Below are 19,993 nucleotides of genomic sequence, written 5' to 3' on the forward strand. Positions count from 1 at the left end.
AGAGCCGGGACCCAGAAAGCAACCCGGGTACACGCGGTGAGATGGGCCCCGGCTCTGCAGCGCACCGCTGAAGGAGCGCTGCGCTGCGTCCGGGGCACGAGATCAGGTCTTACCTTCGCCCCTTCACGTCCAGCGGCACCGCCGCTTCATACTTCGAGTTATGCAGCACCAGTGACGTCCGCACATTCCGCACATGCGGCGCGGCGGTCAGATGCGTCACGAAATCCTGGAAGGTCGCCATGTCCGGGGCGACGCATTTGAGGATGAAGTCCACCTCGCCCGACAGCATCCAGCATTCCCGCACCAGGGGCTCGGCGCGGACGAACTCCTCGAAGGCGCGCAGATCGGCCTCGGCCTGGCTCGACAGGTGCACAGCCGCAAACACGGTGACGTCGAAACCGAGCTTGCGGGCGTCCAGGAGCCCGCGGTAGCCGTGGATGTAGCCCTCCTCCTCCAGCGCCCGGACCCGGCGCAGGCAGGGGGGCGGTGAGATTCCGACGCGCTTGGCCAGCTCGACATTGGTGATTCGACCATCGGCCTGGATCTCGGTGAGAATCTTCAGGTCGATCTCGTCTAGGTTCCGCGACACGTGAATGGAACTCCTGGCCTTGCAACGGTATTGGGCGGGTTTTTCGCAATCCTCATAACCCAGTCCGCACCGTTAGCGCAATTTTATTGCGCGTGCAGCGCAATCGACTTTTGTTCCCTGTTGGAAAAATCCGCCGACAGGGAATGCAATTCTTGCATAGCTCATCAGAAGGCTTAGATTAGCTCTGATATTTCAGCGCCTCCGCGAGGCCTCCCGGCACGTTCCGCGCCCGCGCTGCAAATCCCCCGTGAAAGGCGTCCATCGAAATGTCCGCTCCTGTTCATGCAAAGGTCGTGATTATTGGCTCCGGCCCCGCGGGCTACACGGCGGCGATCTACGCCGCGCGCGCGATGCTCGAGCCGATCCTGATCCAGGGCATCCAGGCCGGCGGCCAGCTCACCATCACCACCGACGTCGAGAACTATCCGGGGTTCGCCGACGTGATCCAGGGCCCCTGGCTGATGGAGCAGATGGAGAAGCAGGCGGTCCATGTCGGCACCAAAATCGTCTCCGACCTGGTCATCAAGCTCGACACCTCGCAGCGGCCGTTCCGCCTCACCTGCGACAGCGGTGATGTCTATCTCGCCGAAACCGTGATCCTCGCCACCGGCGCCCAAGCGCGCTGGCTCGGGCTGCCGTCCGAGGCGAAATTCCAGGGCGGCGGCGTGTCGGCCTGCGCCACCTGCGACGGCTTCTTCTACCGCAACAAGGACGTCGTGGTGGTCGGCGGCGGCAATACCGCGGTCGAGGAAGCGCTGTACCTCACCAACCATGCCTCGCAGGTCACCATCGTGCATCGTCGCGATCACTTCCGCGCCGAACGCATCCTGCAAGAGCGTCTGTTCAAGCACCCGAAGATCAAGGTGGTCTGGGACTCAGCCATCGACGAGATCTGCGGCACCGAGAATCCGAACAAGGTCACCCATGTGCGCCTGAAGAACGTCAAGACCGGCACGCTCACGGATGTGAAGACCGACGGCGTGTTCGTCGCCATCGGTCACGCGCCAGCGACCGAGCTCGTGAAGGATCAGATCAAGCTGAAACCATCCGGCTATGTCGAGGTCGCCCCGAATTCGACCGCGACCTCCGTGCCCGGCCTGTTCGCCGCCGGCGATGTCGCCGACGAAACCTATCGCCAGGCCGTGACGGCCGCCGGCCTCGGCTGCATGGCAGCGCTAGAGGCCGAACGTTTCTTGGCCCTGCGCGCCAGCGAGCGCGCGGCAGCGGAATAAAGATCATGGCTCGAACACGCGACGGATTTACGGATATGGACTGGGACAAGCTGAAGGTGTTTCACGCGGCGGCGGAAGCGGGCAGCTTCACGCATGCAGGCGAGCAGCTCGGCCTGTCGCAATCGGCGGTGTCACGCCAGGTCTCGGCGCTGGAGCAGGAGCTCTCGGTCTCGCTGTTTCACCGCCATGCCCGCGGCCTGATCCTCACCGAACAGGGCGACCTCTTGTTCCGCACAGCGCATGACGTGTTCATGCAGCTCCAGGCGGCGCGCGCGAAACTGACCGACAGCCGCGAGCGGCCGAGCGGCGACCTCAAGATCACCACCACGCCCGGCGTCGGCATCAACTGGCTGATCCCGCGGCTCGGCGAATTCACCGCGCTCTATCCGGAGATCCGGATCTCGCTGATCGTCACCGACGAGGAGCTGGATCTGTCCATGCGCGAAGCGGACGTTGCGATCCGTACCCGCAAACCGACGCAGCCGGATCTCATCCAGCGCAAGCTTTTCGCGATGGGCTTCCACGCCTATTGCTCGCCGGAATACATCAAGCGCTTCGGCACGCCGCGCACACTGGAAGAGCTCGACGCCCACCGCATCATCACGCTCTCCGACGGCAACTTCGCGCCGCATCTTCAGAACCGCAACTGGCTGGTCGAAGCCGGCCGCAACGGCTCGGGTCCGCGCGAAGCCTATTTCAGGGTCAACAACATCCTCGGCCTCGTGCGCGCCTGTCAGCAGGGCCTCGGTATCGCGGCGCTTCCCGACTACCTCGTCGAGGAGCAGAGCAAGCTCGTGCAGCTGTTCGGCGAATCGGATTCGATCCAGCTCGACACGTATTTCGTCTATCCCGAGGAGTTGAAGACGGTCGCGCGCGTGCAGGTGTTCCGCGACTTCGTGGTGAGCAAGGCGCAGCGCTGGCCGTCCTGATTTCCGCATGTCTGACATGCGACCTGAACGGTTGCTGCATGGCGCTTGGCAAGCCCATAATGTTTTCACGCTGAGCCTTCGCGTTGCGCATTTGTCCCCCTCCTCCAGTGGCGCGGGAGTTCAGTAATCCCTCTTGGAAGGTGATTGTGTCGGCCTCACGTGGCCAATACCTTAAGCCGGGCCCTCTGGGTCCGGCTTTTTTTCTGTCCCATTCGGCTTTCACCTTCCGCGTGTATTGACAGTTCCACGTATCGCCCGCATCATTTGCAAATGATCACGAAGTCGTGCGCAATCGTCTCGAAAAAAGGCCACCATCCCGGGGCCTCGGATTTTTGCGCGCGCTAATACTCATTTCGTCATCGCGAGCCAAATCCCGAAAACCCCGCCACCTGGACGGGGTTTTTTCATGTGCCCTCCGTCTCAGGTTTTTTTCCCGAGAAGGAGATGGAACATGACTGACCTGCGAACACATCTGCACGGACTCTGGCTGCCGCTGGTGACACCGTTTCGCGACGGCAAGCTCGACGAGACCTCGCTACGGCGGCTGACGCGGCACTACAGCGCACACGCCGTCGACGGTTTTGTCCTCGGGGCGACTTCGGGCGAAGGCATGACGCTGCGCGATGCCGAACTCGAGCGCCTGGTCGCCATCGTGCGCGACGAGATGGCGGCCGGGTGCCGCAGCGTCCCGATCTGCCTCGGCCTGTCGGGCGCGGACACCTCGCGGCTGAGGGATCGCCTCGATGAAACCGCGGACTGGCCGATCGACGGCTATCTGATCGCGAGCCCCTATTATTTGCGGCCGTCGCAGCGCGGGCTGCTGGCGCATTTCGAAGCACTCGCCGATCACGCCGCCTGGCCGCTGGCGCTCTACAACATCCCCTATCGCACCTCGGTCAACATCACGAACCAGACCATGCTGCGGCTCGCCGAGCATCAAAACATCGTCGGCCTGAAAGATTGCGGCGCGAGCCGCGAGCAGTCGATCGCGCTGCTGCGCGACAGGCCGGAGGGCTTTCGCGTGCTGACCGGAGAGGACGCCAACTATCTCGAGGCGCTCACCGACGGCGCCGACGGCGGCATCGTGCTCTCGGCCCATGTCGAGACCGCGACGTTCGCGGCCGTGTACGCCGAGATGAAGCGCGGCAACCATGATGCTGCGCAGGCGCGCTGGCACGAGGTCGCCGAGCTGACGCGCCTGCTGTTCGCTGAGCCCAGTCCTGCGCCGGCAAAATACTGGCTGTGGCGCAGCGGCCTGATCGACAGCCCCGAAGTGCGCCTGCCGATGGTGGAAGTGAGCAGCGAGCTTGCCGCGACGATCGATCGCGAGATCGAGCGGCGGATGAAAGTCGCGGCGTAGGTCATCTTACCCTCCCCTGGAGGGTCCCTCCAGGGGAGGGTAAGCGGAGTCCGTGGTTAACCGCACCCCAACGGCCTTCGCAGTCGCCGCATGGCGCATCCACGTCTCGTTTACGCATCCGCCCCTATCGTTTTCTCAAAGCCTGACCAAAGGGGAAATAACCATGGGGCATCGCACCCGGCCTACGGCCGCGAGCCAATTCGCGCCCGCCGATCTCTTGCAGGGAATTTTGGTCGTATCGTCATTCGGGTTCTGGGCGGTGATGCTCGGCCTGATGCCGGTGCTGCTGTTTCGGGTCTGGCTCGCCTGAGGCGGATCCTCGCGCGGGATGGTTAAACCGAGGTCACAAATGCGCTCGAAATGCGAGCGGGATTGCGAGCCGGAATTTTAAAACATCCCGTGTAGCGTGATGCCCATAAGCGAAGAAATCGCGGGGGCGTTTGTGAATAGTCAGAACGAAGTGGCGTCGCATTACGACGCCGGACAACAAGGCTTGTCCACCGAGCAGAACTTCACCACCGAAGACATTCTCTGGGCCGCCGGCATCTGGTCGGTGATCCTGACGCTGTCGCCGGTGATCGTGTTCTACATGCTGATGGTGGCCTGACGTCATCAGCATCCCAGAAACGCAAAACGCGCGGACAGCCGCGCGTTTTCGTCCGGGGAATGATTTTTGAATTATGCTGCTTGCTTGTGCATTGCGCCGGATGCCGACGCCGTGCCGCGAATGGCCTTCACTGAACGCTCGATCGCCGCCCACAGCCTTGCAATTTCCTGAGCTGCACGGCTCTCGGCCTGATACTCACGCGCGCCTTCGCCGTGGCTGAGTGCCATCAACAAATCCGAACGATTGGTGATCTGACCGCCCCACACCGGAGCGCGGAATTTGGCCAGCGCCTCGCGGGCGATGGTGACGATCGGGCTTTCGGATTCGTCACGACGGGCCGGCGCACCGTTGAGCACGACCGCGTAGGGCTTGCGCGCCGCGCGGCACATCTGAATCGTTTCCTGCACCGCGTTGACGTCGAACACGCCGGGACGGGCGGGAATGACAACCATCGTGGCGTTCTTGATCGCGTCGTCGACGACGGCCGACAAGTTCGGCGGCGTGTCGATCAACACCCATTCATAACCGTCGCGCTTGGCAGCGGAGACGATGCCGCTGACGGAATTCACCGCAGACTTGATCGGCGGCTCGTTGGTGCCACGCAGCTTGTGCCACAGCGTGAGAGATCCTTGCGGATCGGCATCGACGAGCAGGATAGGCTTCGTCGCCTTGATCTGCGCGGCGAGATGCGCGGCAAGGGTACTCTTGCCCGACCCGCCTTTACGCGATGCGAAAACAATAACGTTCATGCCCTTGGCCTCCAGATTGACCCCGTGGCATGAAAATGAATCAGCGCGCTGATTCGTGAAAGAAAAATTATCACAAGTTACTCGGCAGCCATGAAATAACGAGACGCGATGGCTTTTGAGTCACACTGTTTCGCGCGACGACGGATGCGAACCGCGCCCCAACGCCTTTCACGCCCGCATTCGTGCGTTTTTTGAGCAGCCGTGCGGGAAAAATCGGAACGCAACCTCGCCGCGCAAACTCTGCGCGATGATCAGCCCATCAGCCGATGCCCGAATTGTCGCAGGCGTCCGCGCACGCAGGCGAACAAAAGGAGTCCGGTGGCTTTCGCGTGGCTGGTGAGTCCTCAGGCCGGAAACGCGAATGCCCGGGACGGGCCCCGGCATGACGCAGTTTCAAAAAAGGAACGCGCGCTCAGCCTTCGCTGGACTTCTTTTTCTTGGTGGCAGGCTTGGTGCTCTTCTTCGCGCTCCTGGGCGCGATGTTGACCGGCTTGCCGGCACGCGGCACGGCCGCCTCGCCGGGCTCGGGTCCCCGACGGAAGAACACCTTGCACTGCGGCGACAGCTGCGCCTTCTTCTGGATCATGCAGGCGGTGATGGCGTCGACGTTCGGCACGAAATCGCCGCACAGCCGCATCGCGTCGGGCGTGCAGGCCTGCTGCTCCTCCTGGCTGTAGGCCAGGGCAGCGCCGGGCTGGATCAGCACGGCCAAGGCAATCCCGGCCATGGCAGCAAGAACGGACTTCCGAAGGTGAAACGCCGGCATCGATACCCCCAAATTTCGAGTCGGCGCGGAGTGTGGGTGAACGGCGGTTCGTTGGCAACGAGGGCGAAGGCGAAACCCTGCAGCTGTGCGGTCTCGGCAACAGGCGGGCCGCTCGCTTCTCCCTGTCGTCGCCCGGCTTGACCGGGCAACCCGGTATTCCAGTGACCTTCCCCGAGGGGCCGGGGCGTACTGGATCCCCCGCTTGCGCGGAGGATGACAGCTGTGTGTGGAGGCGCCGCGGCAACAAAACCGCGAAAACAACCCCATGCACAGTAGCCATGTGCAAGCGAACGCTGTGGATTTCCAAACGCCTCTTACGGATTTTACGAAATCGATTTGACACGTCGGGCAAAACAGGAGCATGATGGCATCGTCGAGAGTGCGTGGGGTGGTCGGCCGCTCCCCGGGAGGTTGAGGGGCGCATGGCCACCGTGTTGATCGTCGCGCCGGTATTCGCCCTGATCGCGGCCGGCTATGCCGCGGTGCTGTTTCGCTTCGTCTCGGAGGGCGCACACAAGGGCATCTCCGAATTCGCCTTCAGCATCGCAATTCCCGCGTTGCTGTTCCGCACCATCGTCGTCTCGGAATTCCCCGACGTCAGCCCCTACCGGATGTGGGGCGCCTATTACGGCGCGCTCGCGATCATTTGGATCGCGGCGCTGGCGATCTCGGCATGCTTGCGCGAACGGCGCGAGGATCGCGAGGACGGCGTCGTGTTCGCGATCGGCTCGGTCTACGGCAACATCGTGATGCTCGGCATTCCCCTCGTGCTCTCGGCGCTCGGCAACGAGGCCGCGGGCCCGATGTCGCTGATCCTGTCGGTGAACACGCCGCTGCTCTGGCTCTGCGGCATTTTGCAGATGGAGCTTGTCAGCCGCAAGCGGACGGGCTCGGTGCTGTCGGTGATCCGGCCCGTGCTCGCGGATCTCGCGCGCAATCCGCTGATGCTCGGCATCGGCTTCGGCGTGGTCTGGCGCTTCACCGGTCTCGGCCTCAATCCCGTCGTCGACCGGACGATCGAGCTGCTCGCGCAAGCGGGATCGCCGGCCGCGCTGATCGCGCTCGGCATCACTCTTTTTCGTTTCGAGGTGAAGGGCGAAATGCTGAGCGTCGTCGTGATGAGCGCGCTCAAATTGCTGGCGATGCCGGCGGTGGCGTTCATGCTGGCCAGGCTGTTGAACCTGCCGCCGGTCGTGACAGGCGTCGTCGTGCTGTTCGCGGCCATGCCCACCGGCGCGAACGCCTACATCTTCGCGGTTCAGTATCAGCGGCTGGTGAACCCGGTATCGGGCGCGGTGGCGCTGGGGACGCTGCTGGCTGCGGTGACGTTGCCGGTGGTGGTGATGGTGGTGGCGGGGGCGAGGTAGTTCGGCTCGCCCCCGTCCGAATAAATCGGCCGATAGCGGCGACTACTGGAACTTGTAGCTGAACCTGACGCGCGCAACGTCGGTCGTGAGTTGGTTGCGGATGGCGCAAGCGTCAACGGGTCTGCCCGAGCAGACCCCGCTGCCGTCAGCACGGCGAATGGTCGCATCGCTATCCTGATACATCGTATGCAGGAATTCGCCGCCGACAATCCAGTTCGAGTCCAGCGCATACTCGACGCCTATGCCGACCACGCCACCCCAGAGAACGCCGCTGCCATTGGCCGTAATTCCGGTGGGGCTTCCAAAGGTCGGGCTTCCGAAGAAATTGTCGAACTCTACCCCGGTCTGCCTGACATTGGCCCAGGCTGCACCAGCCGTCACATAAGCCAGGACGTTGTCGACGACGAGGCCTGCGCGCGCCCGGATCGTGCCGCTGGTATCCGCCTTGACACCAACCTTCATGGCTCTGGAGTCATCACCGCCAATCTGGGAGCCCTTGAAGCCGCTGTTGCCGTTGACGTCGGCCTCGATGCCGACCAGGCCGTGACCGAACTGGTAGTTGTAACCGACCTGTGCGCCGCCGGTGAAAAAGCCTCCCGCGGGGGTCGCGGAGGAGCAATAGAAGCAGGGATCGTCGAAACGGGATGAAGCCATGCCGCCACCGACATTGCCGCCGATGTAGAAGCCCGTCCAGCTATACACGGTGGCCGCAGGCGCAGCCTTGAACCTGATAGCGCCGATATCGGCCGCAGAGCTCGCGGCCGTGGCAGCCAGCAACAGCGCGACTGCAGCTACGAAAGTGTTTCTCATCGCAAGTCTCCAAATGGATATGTGTTTGGCTCTGGCAGCCGACGCCTGGACTTCGACCGCGCGTCCGATGCATCGGGAGGAAGCCGAAAAATCGCGCCACGCGCGTCATGCGAACACAGGAGGCCGCAGCAATCTTCGGTGGCGTTGCAGAATTGACACGGCGCCTCTTGCCGCCCGCAGACCGCGCCCGGGCTCCAGCTTTCTGGACTGCTCCGATCATTCGTTCAGATGACGCGTGCGCGATCGTCGGGGATTACGGCGAGAGTGCACTCATTGATCTTGCCGGGGTCGCTGAGTGCCTCGCCTCAAGAGCAGGGCCGGCAGCTTGACGACGAGCGCGTCCTCGCTTGACCAAGCAATGGTTCGCGCTGGGCAAACGAGAAATCTCGAAACGGCCAGCCCAGCCGGCGGCACGCGACTTTCGTGCACTGTCGCAGCAATTCCGCGCAGCCGGCGTGATCGTGCTGTTCGCGGCGATGCCGACCGGCGCGAATGCGTACATCTTCGCGGTCCAGTATCGGCGGCTGGTGAACCCGGTGTCGGGCGTGGTGGCGCTGGGGACGCTGCTGGCGGCGTTGACGCTGCCGGTGGTGGTGACGATCGTGGCGGGGCTCAAATAGTCGGGCGGCGACGGTGCCGCGTAATCGGGCAATCCGAGTGGTTATGTTCCTATCGGAGGTGTCTGGGGTGTGATAGGTCCTGCAACTCTCCCAGTTCGGCGACGAACGCGCGTCCAGGTAAGGGTCGATCATGCAGCAGTTGACGGACGAAGGTCGGCGGATCGTCGATGATGTGGCGCGTCGGCACGGATTTTCGAGTGACGCTGTGCTGTGCATGCTTCTGGCGGTTTCGGCCGGATACGGCAACCAGGCCCAATTCAATCATCCAGAATTCGGCGGCATGGGCCAATGGTCGATGGGCGGGATGATCATGATCGGCGACATGTTCAACAACTACCTCAAGGGCCGCGTTGATTCACTGTGCCAGGAGTTGTCCAGCCTGATCCAGGGACAACCGCTGTTCCAGATGCCCGCCCAAAGCCAGAGCCAATCCCAGGGCGGTGGCGGCGGCTGGCAAGGCCAGAGCGGAGGCAGCCACCAGCAGCAGAGCAACGGCTACGGCAACACTGGCTACGGCGGCAGCGGCTCGAGCCTTTTCGTGCCCGCTGCATCGAGCAATTGGTGGCCCGCCGATCTCGGCATGCCCGGTTCGACCGGCGGTCAAAACAATCTGCGCTATGCCTACTTTCCCGCGGCGCGACGGCTGGCCGTCGACATCAATGGTCAGGTATCGGTTTACGATACCGGCCAGCACCAGATCGGCGGCTTTTCGCAACAGCAAAGTGGCGATCAGTCGATTACCTTCACCAGTCAGTTCGGGCTGGTGCGGGTGGCCGACCTGCCACGGATCAACCCTGTGAACACGGGCGCCGCGCCGCAGCAGCAGCCCTATGCCAGCCAACCCGAGCCTTCGGTTCAGCCTTCGGTTCAGCCTTGGGTGCAACCCGAGCCTTCAGTGCAGCCGGCGCCTTGGCTGCAGCCCGCGCAGAGTGCGCCGGCGCCGATGCCGCCGCCGCCAATGGCGAGTTCGCCACCGAACCAGTTCGGCGCGCCGCAGGCTCAGCATGACGAGATCGTTGCGCTGCTCGAAAAGCTCGCCGACCTGCACAAGAAATGCATCCTGACGGACAGCGAATTCGAGTCGAAGAAGGCCGAATTGCTCAGCCGGCTCTAGCCGCTTTTGCGCCGACCTCAGAGTTTTGTGCGCCGTCGTCATCCGGGATACGGACCAGGGCGATGACCTTCAGGTCATCAGCCTGACGATTGCCGTAAGGATCATTCAACAGGCTGGCCCGCACGCCAGGCCATCTCCCAGAAGTCTGCCTCGAGCCGGGTGGCTTCCTTGAAGATCGCAATCAGTTCTGCCTCGCGGGCCGGCGTGGCATAGAGATCGGCGAGATGCTCCATGTGCGCCCGCGCCTTGGCAGCGACCTCCTGGTACGGCGCGCCGGCATACTCGGCGATCCAGACGCGATAGGGGTTCGTCGCAGCGTCCGCGAGCGGGAGCGAGGCGAGCCGCGTTGCGATCTCGGCGTAGCCGATCACGCAGGGGGCAAGCGCCACCTTGAGAGCCAGCAGATCGCCGCGCATTCCCGCGTCGAGCACGTAGCGCGTATAGGCCAGCATCTCGGCCGCCGGAGGGGCCTGTTCAAGGTCGGCCGGGGATAGACCCCAATCGGCACAGAGCCTCACATGCAGGTCCATCTCGACATCGAGGATGGCCGAAAGGCCGACTGCTGCTTCACGCATGTCGGCAAGTCTGGGCGACTTGTAGACCGCGAGCGCGTAGGCGCGCGCAAACTCGATGAGGAACAAATAGTCCTGAACGAGGTAGTGACGAAACGCCGCTTCGGGGAGCGAGCCGTCTGCCAATCCGTTCGTGAAGGGATGCTCGGTGTAGGCCCGCCACTCAACGGATGCTTTTGTCTTGAGACGCTCGAAGAAACTCACGATCTTTTTCGCCCGGCTTGGTTTTCCATGAACGCCTTTTGGCTCGCTACCGATAGCGCATTGCGAACCGGGGAGCTACGGGGACAGTGTCACCGCAATCCTAGTTGAGCGAATTCGCGTCATAAAGGTAGCCTTCAATGCACATCTTGATAGATCCGCCACGAACAAAAATATAGGCATCCGGTCTATAGGCATATTCGTAATTGTACTCTGCACAACGTACGCCGGTGTTGTCATCGAACACTAAGATGCGCCCATAGGTGCAACCTGAAAATCCATCTTCGCGCTTGCCGTCATCGATGTGGGCGACGACCGTTTTAGCGGCTACCAAGGTATACCCGATCACCCGCTCCAATTTGCATTGTGCAGCGACAGACTCTGTAATGGTCAGAAGGAAGTACGCAGAAATAATCAGATAACGCACAGCCCCTCCATATCTCCAGTGGGCATCTTGCACGATCGGTAAGCTGTGAGAAACAGGCAGGCCTTGAACACACCTGTAAGCTGCCTATGTTCTGCACCCGATGTAGAGACCCAAGTAAGAAATTTTAAAACGCGTCGCGGATTGTCACCGTAATTCTGTTGGTAGCGATGCCGACCGGCGCAACAACGGGGAAACTCATTCCATTGAGCTTATTGCTTCGCTTTCGTATCTTCGATGTCTGCAACAGTAGCGAAGATTGCATCGACGAGACGCGTTGCGCTAGAGGTTTGGCGAGCCAACGCCCTGATCTGCTCACGGCATGGCACGCTTTCACTTTTGTGCGGATAATTGATGGTGTGATCAACCTCGCCCCAAACCTCCTCCATCAACGTTCTCACCTGGATTTCGCAGGTCACTGTCGTGCGTGACTGCGAGGCAACTACATAATGAACGCTGGTGTACATATTTTCGCTACTCTGGGTCTCGATACCAACCGACTTAAAGTAAGATCGGTATTCGTCGTCCCATGTTCGCGCGGACGGGCCCTCTTTCATCTCAATGCCCTGCTCATCAATCAAGGCTTTGAGCGCTTTGTTGATCTGATCGATCTGCGTAGTGTGAAGATGTAAAATTCGAATTCCTGCGAGATCATTCACGCGAAGAAAAAGATTCTCCTTGGAAATGTCGAACTGCATGCCTTTCAGTTTCGCATCTCTGATTTTCCTTTGCAGCTTATCACGAAGATGGCCAGGATCCTTCATCCTAGAGCGTATCGAATGCGCAAATCTTCGAAGCTCGCTAGATTCGTCCATGTAACCCAGCATTGACTTCATAAACATGGCCACCAGACTGCGATGCGCTGCATAGTGCGCAACCAGCTCTTCAACGAGGGCGCTCTCTGCTTCAGACAGATCGTCAGCCGCGTCCATGGTTATCCGGCCTGCTTGATAATTCTCTTGGCAATATCGCGAAATGCTGCCTTTGCGACAGCACGCTGCTCGGGATTTCCCGCCGATTTAACGGAATAGATGGGGACGCCTTCTGTCTGCGATGCAGCGACCAGAGCTCCGAAGTCCTTCACATCGCCTAGCTTGGCAGGAGCACCGGCGATCCCAATATCGAAATCTTTCAATAGCGCGAGGATGTTCGATTGAATGTTGGTTTCTAGCAGTGAGAGATATCGGCTTTGATTTTTAACGACCCGCTCTCGATACACGCTGAAGCCTTGCGGGAGATATCCCATGAATTTTGGCCGGCCTGGCAAGGTGTACATTCCGGCTGGCGCAAGCTCACTGATTATTTGCCACTGCGACATCCATGAATGCAGCGAGCGACCGAGTGTTTTAAGGGCGCGTACAGAAAACAGATCACAAGCGGCGGGGACTATAAAATAATCGCAGTCGAGTAGGATGATGCGATTGAGCGGGCCGATATTTGGCCCGCTGTCGTAAAAAACAAAATCGATGCTATGCTCTAAGCAAACGGTGTTGACTAATTCGCTAAGAGCCACAGTGCCCACAAAGCCTCGGCGCTTTCGCTGCAAGCACTCGCGCCAGAAATCGTTCAGATCCTCTTCAAAATCTGAAACGCGGATATCTCCGGGCAAGAGATATAACTCAGACGATAATTCGATCGGCTCGATAGGTCGGAACGAACCAGATGCGTCCACGAGCGGCTTTAGTGCAGTCCAAACCGTTCTCCCGTCCAGATCATCGGAATGATCCAAGAGAAAGTCGAGATACTCGCCATCGATAACGTATGCGGAAAGATTGCACTGAGGATCAGAGTCTACGAGAAGCACCTTCTTACCAAGCTCGGCAAGTTGCGCTGCAATGTTGTAAGTAAGGGTAGTTTTCCCAACGCCGCCTTTATGATTAAAGACAGTGATGCGCTTAGCCGGCGCACGCTTCATTGCGGCAGCAGCGCTGTCACTCATTCGGCTTTCTTTCGTCGCGCCGACTTACGCCGCGCAGAAGTCATAGCGTTTCTAGCAGCTTCGCGATCAGGAAGCGCCATTACGAAAAGTTCTCCCGGCGCGCTTAGCTGTCGAGTGTTCTTGGTTGCGGCCACCAAATATCCGGCGTTCAAGGCATTGTTGGCCGCGTAGGATGTATTCGAGAATTTCGGCTGGGCCGCTTCGGTGTTGAGTTGCGCGAGGTCAAGCGTAGTGAAATGCGGTGTATCCCGAAAATGAGTGAGGTAGTACGCCAAGCACGCTACCCTCTCGACGTCTGTTTGAGGCCGCTTCTCAAAAAGAAACTGTTTGGGCGAAGGGTCCAATTTTTGAGAGAAGGACGGACGCTGTGGCGTGTGACTTGGGACCGGATTTTGCGTGGCTTCCGGCCTGCTCGAATAATGATGGGATCTGTCCTCTTCCACGGCATTCGAGCCGAAGAATGTGGAAACAGATTTCAGCACTCGGGCGCGCGAGGCCTCGTCCAATCGGCTCAACACTTCGATTATCTTGCCGAGAGCTTGCGCGGCAGATGTGCCGTTATCATCATCATCCATAAGTCAATACCTTGGGGAACCGCGTCAACCTTGCAAAACTACAAGTGGTTGGCAAGTCGTGCGCACTTTCGCGCTGAAGTTGCGCACGCAAATCGTCGGTGGCTAACCAGGGCGGGTACCAAACGCGATCGCACAAGTAGAGCAGCACTAAATGCTTGAAATCACTGGTACAGTTGGGTGGGCTCGAACCACCGACCTCCTGTTCCACAGTCGTACCCCCGATGACGTCAATGGAATTCACTGAGAACCATTGGGAACGTCAATACCAAATATAACAACCTTTTCAGATAGTTAGTTAGAGTTTCTGGGCTCCACTTGATATCTTTTAGGTCCATTGGGGAAGCGATCGCGAATGTTCGATCGCCACCTAAACGGTACCTAAACCGATCTCAGGGGACGCGTTGTGAGTGAGCAGTCAGGACAGAAGAAACGACAGAAGGAAAACAGGAAACACCGTCTGAGCGACACCTGGATCGCGCGTCATAAGCTCACCCTGCCACAGGAAGATTGGTTCGATATCGTGCGGCCGGAGCTCATCCTGCGCATGTCGTACGGGGGCGCGAAAACCTTCCGCGTCCGACACAAGGTCGGCAGCAAGACTCGGACGTTCAAGCTGGGCCGTTGGCATCCTGAGACGTTCAACGTTGATGCTGCGAGGAAGGCGGCCAAGACGTTCAAGCCAGCGCCATCCATCTCGACGGACGGAATGACCGAGGATCAGGCTTGGTGGCTGTCCGCGACATTCGCCGACGTCATCGAGAAATACATATCAGAGGTTGTCTCGACCTTCCGGACGGCCTCGGAGACGGAACGCTGCTACCGACGCTACGTCATCCCCAAGCTGGGCAAGACCACCTTCGTCGACCTCAAGAAGACCGACGCGGGCCTGCTGCGACGCACAATGCGGACAGAGAACGGGCCGCGGCAAGCCGACATCATTTTCGCATTGATCCGATCGATCTGTTTTTGGGTCGAGGACGAAGAGGTCATCGACGGATACGAAAGCCCGCTCCGCTACCGTCCAAAGCGCAGGGGCAAGAATAAGCGTCGCGGCGGAGGCCGCGAGCGCGTCCTCGACGACAATGAACTGCGGATGGTCTGGCGTGCCGCGGAACAGATGGGAGGTCTCTATGGGGGTCTCGTTCGCCTGCTCCTCCTCACTGGACAGCGTCGCCAATGTCTCGCGACAGCCAAATGGTCCGAGATAGTCGACGGAACTTGGTTCATCCGGGATGAGGGCGACGATGCGAAGGGGACGGGCCAAATCCTGCGGCTGCCTCCCCTCGCCCTCCAAATCCTCAACGCGCTGCCGCGGATCAAGGGCAACCCTTACGTCTTCGGTGTTGAGGACAAGGGCGAGCACAAGCCGTTCAACAGCTTCTCCCAGCGGAAGGACGAGATTTTAGAATTGCTGCCCCGACCAATCCCACGATGGACCTTGCATGATCTGCGACGGACCGCCCGCACGCGATTGGAGGACATCGGCATTGAGATGCAGACGGGCGAAGTCGTGATCGGGCACGCGCTGCCGGGCGTGAAGCGCATCTATATCCGCTCCAAGTTTGAGGAGAAGCGCGCGGACGCCCTCGTACGCCTCGCGACGCACATTGCCGACGTTGTCGGATTGTCCCCAGATCAGGGCGGGACGCCTCCCGCAGTGTCCCACACCACGACATCCGGAAACGTTGTCCCGATCCGGCGCACGCGGCGCGCATGAGCACGGACGCGCTCAGGGCGCGCCACAGCCGTCCATCAGGGGTCCCAGGGGGAATGACGGGACGCTCCGGCATGACGGCTCCAGACCGCTCCTAGCGGGGCGATCACTGGGCGTCTTTGGGCATTGACGACAATCCGCCGTTTTGTCATCGTCCGTCTGCGGCGTCCTCCAAGACCGTGCTCTTGTTGGTTAGAGTACCGCGACGTAACCGAGGCGAGATGTACACTCGGGGAATGAGTTAGAGGCCTCGTCGTGGGCGCTCTACCGTCCGATTAGGCAAGCTTGGTCCTGATCCACATTGCAGCGAGCGCGCTTTTGAGCGGGCTCATAGCGATTGGACCAGCTATGTCAGAAGTTATCCCTCTAATTCATGACGCATCGATCCCGGATCACGGCCCCCTACTCGTCTCGCGCGATCAAGCTCGCGAGATGCTGGGCGACATCTCGGTTACCCAGTTGCGGAGATTGTTGAAGGCAGGCGAAATCAAGCCCGTTTTCTTGAACGCAAGTCCGCGACCACAACGAAGTGGCGGCAAGCTCTATTTCCGCGTCAGCGATCTTAACAAGCTCGTAGAAAAATTCGCGAGGCGTCGCCGATAGCACAAACGAAACCCACACCTGTTGGCGCAGGCGTGGGCAATTCGTCGTTCTGTAATGAGCAACAACCACCCCATGAGGAAGATCGTCAATGTTGATCCTACGGGACCTGCTGCGGGGCGACAAGCCACCGCTTCTCGCACACGAAGCCTATCCGAGACCTGTTCTGAGGTTCGATTGCTACGCGGACACCGGTGTCTGGTTTCTGCCTGTGCCGAGGATTGATCTCGACGAATTCAACAGGCTGCGCGAACTGTATGACGGCGAGAGCCCAATCGAGCGCCTCCCGAAGCTGAGAGCACTGCGCATCATCGTCCAATGCCCGCAACCCGAGATGCTGACCGAACTTGCATACCTTGAGGAAAAGTACGGCGGCAATATCACCCGCCTCGACATTTCCGCCGACGCAAGATCAGACCCCAACATGTCGGCCGAACATCAGCTGCAGTATATCAAGGCACATTTGCTGATGCCTCGCAGACCGGCAGGCCCGATCAAAGAATATGACAACGACCACGGGATCGGAGCACTCTACGTGCCAAGGCCTGATGTTGAGAGCAAGCTGCGGGACCTCGCCATCTATTGCGACAGAACATCAAAGCTCAGGCCGAACGGACCGCGCGTCGCGCACATAGACCCGAGACTTCATCGGCGGGCACTCCGAACTCCCGCAAGAAATCGGGACCAAGGAAGGGAAAGGCTGGGCGTGATCGAGCACACCCATGAAATCCATGACCTCGACCCATCAGATCTGTTTCGTCGTCATTTCCGTTTCGTCAAATTCGATACGCAGCAAGCCCAACGCGATCTATTCCGCAAAATCGCACAACAGGCAGGCTCGATAGAGGAGGCAAGGAGGATGATCGAACATGAAAAGCGATATGGACAGCTGGATTACGTGCAGCGATGGCACGACCGGATGCCAACACTGCGATTGCAGACGGCACCTGGTCTCGTCCAAATGCCAAGCAGCCTGACGTGGGGTGCTGTTAGACGGAGAAGAATGGAAAAACGGATAGATTGACGTCAATTCTACCCAGTGTGGGCTTGGATGATCGATATCAATGGTCTCAATGCGTTAGATCGTGTGAATGCAGGATTGTGTCGTCTTGTCATGGCCCGACATCTCGCTAAGGAGATACAGGGATCAAGCGCCCTTTTTTGCGGGGCGCTTCCTCGCAGATTTCTTGACCGCCTTCTTCGCCGTCTTCTTTTTCGGCCTCGGCCGGGGCAGCGCCAATTGTCCTTGCTGAGGGGCCGGCGTGAAATCGATCACCTGAACGATCTTGTGGTGTGGTTCGGCGCCCGGCTTGTCGGGCGGCGTGACTTCCATTCGCACGCGGTACCGGTCATTTGTGAATGCCCCTCCGCGCTTTAATGCGTCGGTCGCGATCGACGTTTCCGAGATATCGACATAGATGTGTTGCTGCTTCTTTTTGCTGCGACCGTATGCGAAGCGCCAGCGCTTAGCCTTTTCGTCGTACACCGGAGAGTAAACATATAGCGTGGCAACAACCGTCTCGGGCGCTGCATGCTCCAGCTGCTGTTCGACTGTCTCAGTGTCGGGAGCGTCGCACGCAAGCTCGATATCTCGGATTTCTTCTTTCTCCAGCGAAACCACCGGCTGATCCGCGTCCTTAAATTCGATCCGCTTTGCTTCATTCATATCGACTGGCGTGAGCGTTTCCTTGATGGCCTCCAAAACGCGTCGATTTTCGGCGAGCTTCAGCACCTCGGGGGAAATGTTGATTGTGTTGTCGTTACCGATGATCTGGATCGTTAGGAGACCCGGCGTCTCGGGCTTTTCGACCTTGGCAACTGGCCTATCTTTTTTCCATTTGAGATAGTCGAGGAGCGTTGCGAAGCCAGCACTCCTGATTACCCCAATGAATTGGAGCAATTCCTTGGCAGTTTTGACACGGTCATCCTGCAAGAGAGTCTTGGCTTTTTCAAAGATGTTCTGAAAGAGCTCGAAGTTGATATGGAAGCACTTGTGCTCAAAATCGGACGAGACGACCAGCTTGATCTTGGCACTATCACCGTTGAGCGATGCGTTTGCTTCCCGGACAAGACGTCCAAATCCTAGCAGTGCTGGGGCGAGCGCTTCCACATCGAGGGAGTGGTCGTCTGGATCGTCACTGTAGTAAGCCACTTGAAACGCTTCGCGACGATGATCGTCGCCAGCCCCATCCGACATGCCCGAAGCTCCCCAAATCTGCGGCGTCCACACTAACTCGTTTCGAGGGTCTCTACCTCATGTTGCGTTGCAAGCAGCGGCTATTTCTCACCGCTGTGGTCTGGCCCGCCGAATGGCCCTGTGAACCAGCCGGTGGCTTGATCATACCGCAAGCACACTCGTGTTTCGTGCTGATCCGTGAATGGACCACGATAGGCAATGATTGCCCAAAACCACAGTTCGTCGGTGCCCAGATCAGGAATGAGGTTTTGGTATTCATCGTTGCCGACTGGGCCATTCCACTGGAGCCTCTCCTCGATGCCCTCGCGGACTTCGCCTGGTGCAATTATTGGCGCTGAGATCAAGGAATGATGGACTTCCAGTCTGGCCGGCGGAAGGGGTTCGGAAAACACGCTCAGACTAACTTGCGCACACTTGATGATCGCTGGGATTTTTCCGTGGTTCGCAACTGAGTACTTGACGTTCAGCCAAGTGTAATGTCCATCGACATCCTCGAATTCTTCTACGGTCAGCGAGCTTACCTTGAACACGAATAGGTATGGTCGTTCGATCTTGGCGAACGTCTCCTCCGCAATGTAAGCCTGTCGGGATGATGCCTTCGCCGCATCCGCTGCCGCAGCCGCACTTATCTTTGCTTCGTCCAAACTGACGCGGATCAGACGCAGCTGGTACCAGAACAATACAATCTGCCCCGCCCCCACGATCAGAAGAAGAAAAGTGAAAAAGCCTGACGCGTCTCTGCTCAACCATCCCCACAGGCCCGTAGTCGCGGCGGGCGCATAGATCAGAGGCAGGCCAAAGAAGAGCCAGATGGCAAGAATAGAGAGTGCTGTAAGACTCATTCTGCATTGCCCAGCCGCCATCGCATCGCCCCCGCGTTCTTCCGAGACTCTAGACCTGTCCGAAGGCAACCTCCAATTGTCGCTGTGGATATCCACGGCCAGCCGCTAGACCCGGCGGAAGGGGGGAAGACACGTCCCGCACCAGCAATCCCGCTCCAGACCGCTCCGCCGCCTAGCAATCGATATCCTAGCACCGCAGAGAACAAGGAAGGATCGGGACATCCTCCCAGACTGCAGACGTGACGCTGGACGGGGGAGGCGTTAGGATACCGGGCCCTCGACAATCAAACCGAGGGAAATCCCCATGCTGGACCAGAACAACGACTACTCATCCGCAGGCCCTGGCTTCAAGCGCAGGCGTCAGCGAGAACGGCTCACGCCCGAAGATGTCCCGCACAAGATGAAGCACCGACCGAAGCCCTATCTAGGCAAACCCAAATCCGCAGAACACGAAAGGACAAAAGGGGACAAGATCGATATCTCGCCCAGAGGACTGCGAGCGCGCGTCCAACGCCTCACGCTCCAACATGAGAGCTTCCATGACGTGTACGACGAATTGAAACGTGCGAACTTCCCGTCGTCTGCGGTGCTGTGCAGCTCCCTCCGGAACGAGACCATGCAAATCGTCAAGCTCATGATTGAGGAAGGGCTCATCGATCGGGATCGGCTTGATCGATATCGAGAGGAGCACCGCAAAGACCTGCGCAAGATCAGGCAAGGCATCTAGTCAGTCTCGGGGCTAAATTCTGGGCCGCGAGAGGATCGGATACATCCCAAAAGTGGCCA

Annotated in this window: 22 protein-coding genes; 11 read left to right on the forward strand and 11 right to left on the reverse strand. The window is 59.5% G+C overall.

All coding sequences use genetic code 11. The annotated features are described in order from the left end of the window. Positions 1–109: 109 nt before the first annotated feature. The gene (locus IVB29_RS13125; RefSeq protein WP_027547667.1) at positions 110–589 is read right to left on the reverse strand and encodes an Lrp/AsnC family transcriptional regulator; all 480 of its coding nucleotides are present in this window, start codon (positions 587–589) and stop codon (positions 110–112) included. 266 nt (positions 590–855) lie between these two features. On the opposite strand from IVB29_RS13125, the gene trxB reads away from it, so the two are divergent. From trxB to IVB29_RS13150, 5 genes are all read left to right on the forward strand, one after another. Beyond that, complete coding sequence (trxB, locus tag IVB29_RS13130; protein WP_247503795.1) at positions 856–1,821, forward strand: thioredoxin-disulfide reductase; 966 nt, start codon at positions 856–858, stop codon at positions 1,819–1,821. A gap of 5 nt (positions 1,822–1,826) precedes the next feature. After that, a complete protein-coding gene (locus IVB29_RS13135; RefSeq protein ID WP_247503796.1) occupies positions 1,827–2,750 on the forward strand; it encodes a LysR family transcriptional regulator in 924 nt (307 codons plus the stop codon). Positions 2,751–3,201: 451 nt separating this feature from the next. Further along, a complete protein-coding gene (locus IVB29_RS13140; RefSeq protein ID WP_247503797.1) occupies positions 3,202–4,110 on the forward strand; it encodes a 4-hydroxy-tetrahydrodipicolinate synthase in 909 nt (302 codons plus the stop codon). A gap of 163 nt (positions 4,111–4,273) precedes the next feature. Next, the gene (locus tag IVB29_RS13145) at positions 4,274–4,420 is read left to right on the forward strand and encodes a hypothetical protein (RefSeq protein ID WP_008135850.1); all 147 of its coding nucleotides are present in this window, start codon (positions 4,274–4,276) and stop codon (positions 4,418–4,420) included. A 99-nt stretch (positions 4,421–4,519) separates the two neighbouring features. Beyond that, on the forward strand, positions 4,520–4,717 hold the full coding sequence (locus IVB29_RS13150; protein ID WP_177196284.1) for a hypothetical protein: 198 nt from the start codon (positions 4,520–4,522) through the stop codon (positions 4,715–4,717). Positions 4,718–4,788: 71 nt separating this feature from the next. Here IVB29_RS13150 and IVB29_RS13155 read toward each other — a convergent pair whose 3' ends face one another. Beyond that, positions 4,789–5,466: a ParA family protein gene (locus IVB29_RS13155; RefSeq protein ID WP_247503798.1), complete on the reverse strand. Its 678-nt coding sequence runs from the start codon at positions 5,464–5,466 to the stop codon at positions 4,789–4,791. Positions 5,467–5,878: 412 nt separating this feature from the next. Beyond that, positions 5,879–6,232, reverse strand: a complete 354-nt coding sequence (locus IVB29_RS13160; RefSeq protein WP_247503799.1) for a hypothetical protein — start codon at positions 6,230–6,232, stop codon at positions 5,879–5,881. Between the two features lie 422 nt (positions 6,233–6,654). Between IVB29_RS13160 and IVB29_RS13165 the strand changes: the two genes are divergently transcribed. Beyond that, positions 6,655–7,599: an AEC family transporter gene (locus IVB29_RS13165; protein ID WP_247503800.1), complete on the forward strand. Its 945-nt coding sequence runs from the start codon at positions 6,655–6,657 to the stop codon at positions 7,597–7,599. Positions 7,600–7,641: 42 nt separating this feature from the next. Here the strand turns inward: IVB29_RS13165 and IVB29_RS13170 are convergent, their stop codons facing one another. Next, positions 7,642–8,409 (reverse strand): outer membrane beta-barrel protein, encoded by a 768-nt coding sequence (locus tag IVB29_RS13170; RefSeq protein ID WP_247503801.1) that lies wholly within the window; start codon positions 8,407–8,409, stop codon positions 7,642–7,644. Positions 8,410–8,756: 347 nt separating this feature from the next. On the opposite strand from IVB29_RS13170, the gene IVB29_RS13175 reads away from it, so the two are divergent. Both IVB29_RS13175 and IVB29_RS13180 read left to right on the forward strand, forming a co-directional pair. Then, positions 8,757–9,029, forward strand: coding sequence for a hypothetical protein (locus IVB29_RS13175; protein WP_247503803.1), 273 nt, complete (start codon positions 8,757–8,759; stop codon positions 9,027–9,029). Positions 9,030–9,159: 130 nt separating this feature from the next. Beyond that, positions 9,160–10,143: an SHOCT domain-containing protein gene (locus IVB29_RS13180; protein WP_247503804.1), complete on the forward strand. Its 984-nt coding sequence runs from the start codon at positions 9,160–9,162 to the stop codon at positions 10,141–10,143. Between the two features lie 101 nt (positions 10,144–10,244). On the opposite strand, the gene tenA is transcribed toward IVB29_RS13180, so the two are convergent. The 5 genes from tenA to IVB29_RS13205 form a co-directional block, all read right to left on the reverse strand. Continuing rightward, positions 10,245–10,919 carry a thiaminase II gene (gene tenA, locus IVB29_RS13185; RefSeq protein WP_247503805.1) on the reverse strand — a complete coding sequence of 225 codons (675 nt, stop codon included), beginning with the start codon at positions 10,917–10,919 and terminating at the stop codon, positions 10,245–10,247. Positions 10,920–11,019: 100 nt separating this feature from the next. Continuing rightward, complete coding sequence (locus tag IVB29_RS13190) at positions 11,020–11,343, reverse strand: hypothetical protein (RefSeq protein ID WP_247503806.1); 324 nt, start codon at positions 11,341–11,343, stop codon at positions 11,020–11,022. A 209-nt stretch (positions 11,344–11,552) separates the two neighbouring features. Continuing rightward, entirely contained in the window at positions 11,553–12,272 is a 720-nt protein-coding gene (locus IVB29_RS13195) for a RelA/SpoT domain-containing protein (protein ID WP_247503807.1), read from the reverse strand. 2 nt (positions 12,273–12,274) lie between these two features. Next, positions 12,275–13,279 carry a ParA family protein gene (locus tag IVB29_RS13200; RefSeq protein ID WP_276576853.1) on the reverse strand — a complete coding sequence of 335 codons (1,005 nt, stop codon included), beginning with the start codon at positions 13,277–13,279 and terminating at the stop codon, positions 12,275–12,277. Continuing rightward, complete coding sequence (locus tag IVB29_RS13205; protein ID WP_247503808.1) at positions 13,276–13,854, reverse strand: hypothetical protein; 579 nt, start codon at positions 13,852–13,854, stop codon at positions 13,276–13,278. Before IVB29_RS13205 ends, IVB29_RS13200 begins: the two co-directional genes overlap by 4 nt. 403 nt (positions 13,855–14,257) lie before the next feature. Here IVB29_RS13205 and IVB29_RS13210 point away from each other — a divergent pair, with 403 nt between their 5' ends. Together IVB29_RS13210 and IVB29_RS13215 are read left to right on the forward strand one after the other, a co-directional pair. Continuing rightward, complete coding sequence (locus tag IVB29_RS13210) at positions 14,258–15,571, forward strand: integrase family protein (protein WP_247503809.1); 1,314 nt, start codon at positions 14,258–14,260, stop codon at positions 15,569–15,571. Positions 15,572–16,259: 688 nt separating this feature from the next. Then, a complete protein-coding gene (locus IVB29_RS13215) occupies positions 16,260–17,192 on the forward strand; it encodes a hypothetical protein (protein WP_247503810.1) in 933 nt (310 codons plus the stop codon). Between the two features lie 123 nt (positions 17,193–17,315). Here the strand turns inward: IVB29_RS13215 and IVB29_RS13220 are convergent, their stop codons facing one another. Then, entirely contained in the window at positions 17,316–18,365 is a 1,050-nt protein-coding gene (locus IVB29_RS13220; protein ID WP_247503811.1) for a hypothetical protein, read from the reverse strand. Positions 18,366–18,445: 80 nt separating this feature from the next. Beyond that, positions 18,446–19,207, reverse strand: a complete 762-nt coding sequence (locus tag IVB29_RS13225) for a hypothetical protein (protein ID WP_247503812.1) — start codon at positions 19,205–19,207, stop codon at positions 18,446–18,448. A 304-nt stretch (positions 19,208–19,511) separates the two neighbouring features. Here IVB29_RS13225 and IVB29_RS13230 point away from each other — a divergent pair, with 304 nt between their 5' ends. Beyond that, positions 19,512–19,934: a hypothetical protein gene (locus tag IVB29_RS13230; protein ID WP_247503813.1), complete on the forward strand. Its 423-nt coding sequence runs from the start codon at positions 19,512–19,514 to the stop codon at positions 19,932–19,934. Positions 19,935–19,993 lie beyond the last annotated feature (59 nt).

The sequence above is a fragment of the Bradyrhizobium sp. 1 genome (assembly GCF_023073315.1).
Taxonomy (GTDB): Bacteria; Pseudomonadota; Alphaproteobacteria; order Rhizobiales; family Xanthobacteraceae; genus Bradyrhizobium.